We start from the raw sequence: 549 nt of genomic DNA, 5'->3' as shown, positions 1-549 counted from the left end.
CTCCTTGTCGATGTCCGCCACCGCTTCGGCGATACGGTTCAACGGCAAGGTATCCGGCTCGGCCATGGTCGTGCAGTAGCGCTTCAGGTCCAGGGCCTTCATCCACGACGCACGGCTTGCAGGGTTCGAGCGCAGGTGTTCGCAGATGCGCCACGTCCATTGCTGCGGCGAAAAAGCGATGTGAAGCCGGTTGTTTCGCGGATAGAACAGGAAGGGTTTGCCATCGTCGGCACCGCTTCGCCGGTCACTGCCGATCTGCGCGTCTGTCCAGACGATGCGGCTCAGATGGCCATTGGCGGCTGACGAAACGTACTCATGAAAGGTCCCTGCGGTTTCGTCGAACACGTAGACATAGCCGTCATACAGTTGGCGAAGGGTATAGCTGCGTGTTTTCAGACTCGGCATCAGCGTCCATTTGCTGGCCTTGAGCAGCGGTTTCAGCGTACCGGGCGCGGCATCGTAACAGGAGCGATCCAGCGCGTAGCGCACCGGCACGATGGCGACATTCGGGCCTCTGAAGGGGCACAGGCTGGTGGCCGTGGCGGGTGT

Annotated in this window: 1 protein-coding gene; it reads right to left on the bottom strand. The window is 61.2% G+C overall.

Annotation, left to right across the window (positions count from 1 at the left end; translation table 11 throughout):
- A partial coding sequence (locus ALO80_RS11205) for a toxin VasX (RefSeq protein ID WP_328586927.1) occupies positions 1-549 on the bottom strand: 549 nt, incomplete at both ends.

The organism is Pseudomonas caricapapayae (genome assembly GCF_001400735.1).
Taxonomy (GTDB): domain Bacteria; phylum Pseudomonadota; class Gammaproteobacteria; order Pseudomonadales; family Pseudomonadaceae; genus Aquipseudomonas; species Aquipseudomonas caricapapayae.
This window is presented reverse-complemented; position numbering and strand designations above follow the sequence as displayed.